We start from the raw sequence: 3,835 nt of genomic DNA, 5'->3' as shown, positions 1-3,835 counted from the left end.
CCGCCGCCTCTGCCCCAGCTGCACCTGCAGCGGCACCGGCTGCCGATACCCAGGCGCCAGCTGGCGACGCCTCTGTCAAACCGGCTGATGCGCCAGCTGCAGTGGACCCGAGCGTTGAAGCCCTGGTCGAAGACACTTCGCTGGGCATGGCCCACGACCTGTCGCCGTGGGGCATGTACAAGAACGCCGACATCGTGGTGAAGATCGTCATGATCGGCCTGGCAATCGCCTCCATCATCACCTGGACCATCTGGATCGCCAAGGGCTTCGAGCTGATGGGCGCCAAGCGTCGCCTGCGTGGTGAAATTGCCCAGCTGAAGAAGTCCGCCACCCTCAAGGAAGCCAGCGAAGTCTCCAACAAGGAAGGCACCCTGGCCTACACCCTGGTCCACGACGCCCTCGAAGAAATGCGCCTTTCGGCCAACGCTCGCGAGAAAGAAGGCATCAAGGAACGCGTCAGCTTCCGTCTGGAGCGCCTGGTACACGCCAGCGGCCGCACCATGAGCAACGGCACCGGCGTGCTCGCCACCATCGGTTCCACCGCACCCTTCGTCGGCCTGTTCGGTACCGTCTGGGGCATCATGAACAGCTTCATCGGCATCGCCAAAACCCAGACCACCAACCTGGCCGTGGTCGCCCCGGGCATCGCCGAAGCCCTGCTGGCCACCGCCCTGGGCCTGGTCGCGGCCATTCCGGCCGTGGTCATCTACAACGTCTTCGCCCGCTCCATCGCCGGCTACAAGGCCCAGGTGTCCGACGCCTCCGCTCAGGTATTGCTGCTGGTCAGCCGTGACCTGGACCATCAGGGCAGCGAGCGCGCTGCCCCGCACATGGTGAAAGTGGGGTAAGCCATGGGCCTGCATCTCAACGAAGGTGGCGACGACCTCGCCGAAAACCACGAAATCAACGTTACGCCGTTCATCGACGTGATGTTGGTGCTCCTGATTATCTTCATGGTCGCCGCCCCCCTGGCCACGGTCGACATCAAGGTCGACCTGCCGGCCTCGACCGCCAAACCGGCGCCGAGGCCTGAAAAACCGGTGTTCGTCAGCGTCAAGGCCGACCAGAAGCTGTATGTCGGCGACGATCAGGTAGCGGCACCCGACCAGCTTGGCCCGATGCTCGACGCCAAGACCAAGGGTGACAAGGAAACCACCATCTTCTTCCAGGCCGACAAAGGCGTGGATTACGGTGACCTGATGGAAGTGATGAACAACATGCGCGCGGCCGGCTACCTGAAAGTCGGTCTGGTCGGACTAGAGACGGCAGCCAAGAAATGACAAAAACGCGCTCGAACATGGCGCGCTACGGTGGCAGCCTGGCGATCGTGCTGGGCGTGCACGTGGTCGCCGTGCTGCTGACGCTCAACTGGTCGGTGCCTCAGGCCATCGAACTGCCCCCGGCAGCGATGATGGTCGAACTGGCACCGCTGCCGGAGCCCGCGCCGCCACCACCTCCTAAAGCCGCCCCGCAGCCACCGGCACCGGTAGAAGAACCGCCGCTGCCAAAGGTGGTGGAAGCGCCGAAACCCAAGATTGCGATCCACAAGCCGCCCAAGCCGAAGGTCAAGCCGCAGCCGCCCAAACCCGAGAAAAAGCCTGAGCCGCCCAAGGAAGCACCGCCAACCGAGCAGACCGTAGACGCCCCGCCCAGCACCGCGCCACCGCAGAAATCCGCGGCACCGGCACCGAGCATTGCGTCCAACAGCAACGCCTTGCCTACCTGGCAGAGCGACCTGCTGCGCCACCTGGCCAAGTACAAGCGGTACCCGGAAGACGCGCGCCGCCGCGGTCTGCAGGGCATCAACCGCCTGCGCTTCGTGGTCGACGCCGAGGGCAAGGTAGTGTCGTACGCCATGGCAGGTGGTTCGGGCAGTGCAGCACTGGACCGGGCGACCCTGGAAATGATTCGTCGGGCCGGCAAGGTACCCAAGCCGCCACCCGAGTTGCTGAACAATGGCACGATCGAAGTCGTGGCACCGTTTGTCTACTCGCTTGACCGCCGCTGAGACTTTTGCTTCTGTCACAAATCGGCAAGTCTGATAACGTGCGTCTATCAATTGCAGCCGCTATGCTGGGCCCGCAACTTCATGGACGCACGTTATGACCCTCACAGAATTACGCTACATCGTCACACTCGCCCAGGAACAGCACTTCGGCCATGCCGCCGAACGCTGCCACGTGAGCCAACCGACCCTGTCGGTCGGTGTGAAGAAGCTCGAGGATGAGCTTGGCGTGCTGATCTTCGAACGCAGCAAGAGCGCGGTGCGCCTGACCCCGGTCGGCGAGAGCATCGTCGCCCAGGCCCAGAAGGTACTGGAGCAGGCCCAGGGCATTCGCGAGCTGGCCCAGGCCGGCAAGAACCAGCTGACCGCCCCGCTCAAGGTGGGTGCCATCTATACCGTCGGCCCCTACCTGTTCCCGCACCTGATCCCGCAACTGCACCGCGTAGCGCCGCAGATGCCGCTGTACATCGAAGAAAACTTCACCCACGTGCTGCGCGAAAAACTGCGCAACGGCGAACTCGACGCAGTAATCATCGCCCTGCCGTTCAACGAAGCCGACGTGCTGACCCTGCCGCTGTACGACGAACCGTTCTGCGCGCTGATGCCCGCCGACCACCCGTGGACGGCAAAAAAGACCATCGACACCGCCATGCTCAACGACAAGAGCCTGCTGCTGCTCGGTGAGGGCCACTGCTTCCGCGATCAGGTCCTCGAAGCCTGCCCAACCCTGAACAAGGGTGGTGAAGGCTCCAGGCACACCACGGTCGAATCCAGCTCGCTGGAAACCATCCGTCACATGGTCGCATCGGGCCTTGGGGTATCGATCCTGCCGCTGTCGGCAGTGCACAGCCATCACTATGCACCCGGGGTCATCGAGGTGCGCCCACTGACTGCACCGGCACCGTTCCGCACGGTAGCCATCGCCTGGCGCGCCAGCTTCCCACGGCCCAAAGCCATCGAGATCCTCGCCGACTCGATCCGTCTGTGTTCGGTGGCCAAGGCCCCTGCAGAACAACCGGCCTGAGTCATGAGTGAGCTGTCGAAAGTCCCGGTCACCGTGCTCAAAGGGGTTGGCGAAGCCATGGCGGAAAAACTCGCCAAGGTCGGCCTGGAGAACTTGCAGGACGTGCTGTTCCACCTGCCCCTGCGTTATCAGGACCGTACCCGCGTGGTGCCGATCGGCCAGCTGCGGCCCGGCCAGGACGCGGTGATCGAGGGCGTGGTCAGCGGCGCCGACGTGACCATGGGCAAGCGTCGCAGCCTGGTGGTGCGCCTGGGCGACGGCACTGGGGTGTTGAGCCTGCGCTTCTACCACTTCAGTAACGCGCAAAAGGAAGGCCTTAAGCGTGGCACTCACCTGCGCTGCTACGGTGAAGCGCGCCCCGGTGCCTCGGGCCTGGAAATCTACCACCCGGAGTACCGCGCGCTTAACGGCGACGAGCCGCCGCCACCGGTCGAGCAGACCCTGACGCCGATCTACCCGTCCACCGAAGGCCTCACCCAGCAACGCTTGCGCCTGCTGTGCCAGCAAAGCCTGAGCCTGCTCGGCCCGCGCAGCCTGCCCGACTGGCTGCCGGACGAGCTGGCCCGGGACTACCAGCTGGCGCCGCTGGACGATGCCATCCGCTACCTGCACAACCCGCCGGCGGACGCCGACCTCGACGAGCTTGCCGAGGGCCAGCACTGGGCCCAGCACCGCCTGGCCTTCGAGGAGCTGCTGACCCACCAGCTGTCGCAGCAACGCCTGCGCGAGAGCCTGCGCAGCCTGCGGGCACCGGTATTGCCCAAGGCCAAGCGCCTGCAGGCGCAGTACCTGGCCAACCTCGGTTT

The 3,835-nt window shown here is 64.7% G+C and carries 5 protein-coding genes; all 5 read left to right on the top strand.

The window, feature by feature from the left end; translation table 11 throughout:
- Positions 1–848, top strand: an 848-nt coding sequence (exbB, locus tag HP546_RS27375; protein ID WP_172232094.1) for a tonB-system energizer ExbB, incomplete at its 5' end; no start/stop codon positions are given.
- A 3-nt stretch (positions 849–851) separates the two neighbouring features.
- A complete protein-coding gene (gene exbD / locus HP546_RS27370) occupies positions 852–1,280 on the top strand; it encodes a TonB system transport protein ExbD (protein ID WP_003253367.1) in 429 nt (142 codons plus the stop codon).
- Complete coding sequence (locus HP546_RS27365) at positions 1,277–2,008, top strand: energy transducer TonB (RefSeq protein WP_172232091.1); 732 nt, start codon at positions 1,277–1,279, stop codon at positions 2,006–2,008. The genes exbD and HP546_RS27365 overlap by 4 nt, the downstream gene beginning before the upstream one ends.
- 94 nt (positions 2,009–2,102) lie before the next feature.
- A complete protein-coding gene (locus HP546_RS27360) occupies positions 2,103–3,029 on the top strand; it encodes a hydrogen peroxide-inducible genes activator (protein WP_087500924.1) in 927 nt (308 codons plus the stop codon).
- A 3-nt stretch (positions 3,030–3,032) separates the two neighbouring features.
- The coding region (locus tag HP546_RS27355; protein WP_372242469.1) for an OB-fold nucleic acid binding domain-containing protein at positions 3,033–3,835 on the top strand (803 nt) is incomplete at its 3' end.

This window comes from Pseudomonas sp. CM25, from assembly GCF_013179705.1.
Taxonomy (GTDB): domain Bacteria; phylum Pseudomonadota; class Gammaproteobacteria; order Pseudomonadales; family Pseudomonadaceae; genus Aquipseudomonas.
This window is presented reverse-complemented; position numbering and strand designations above follow the sequence as displayed.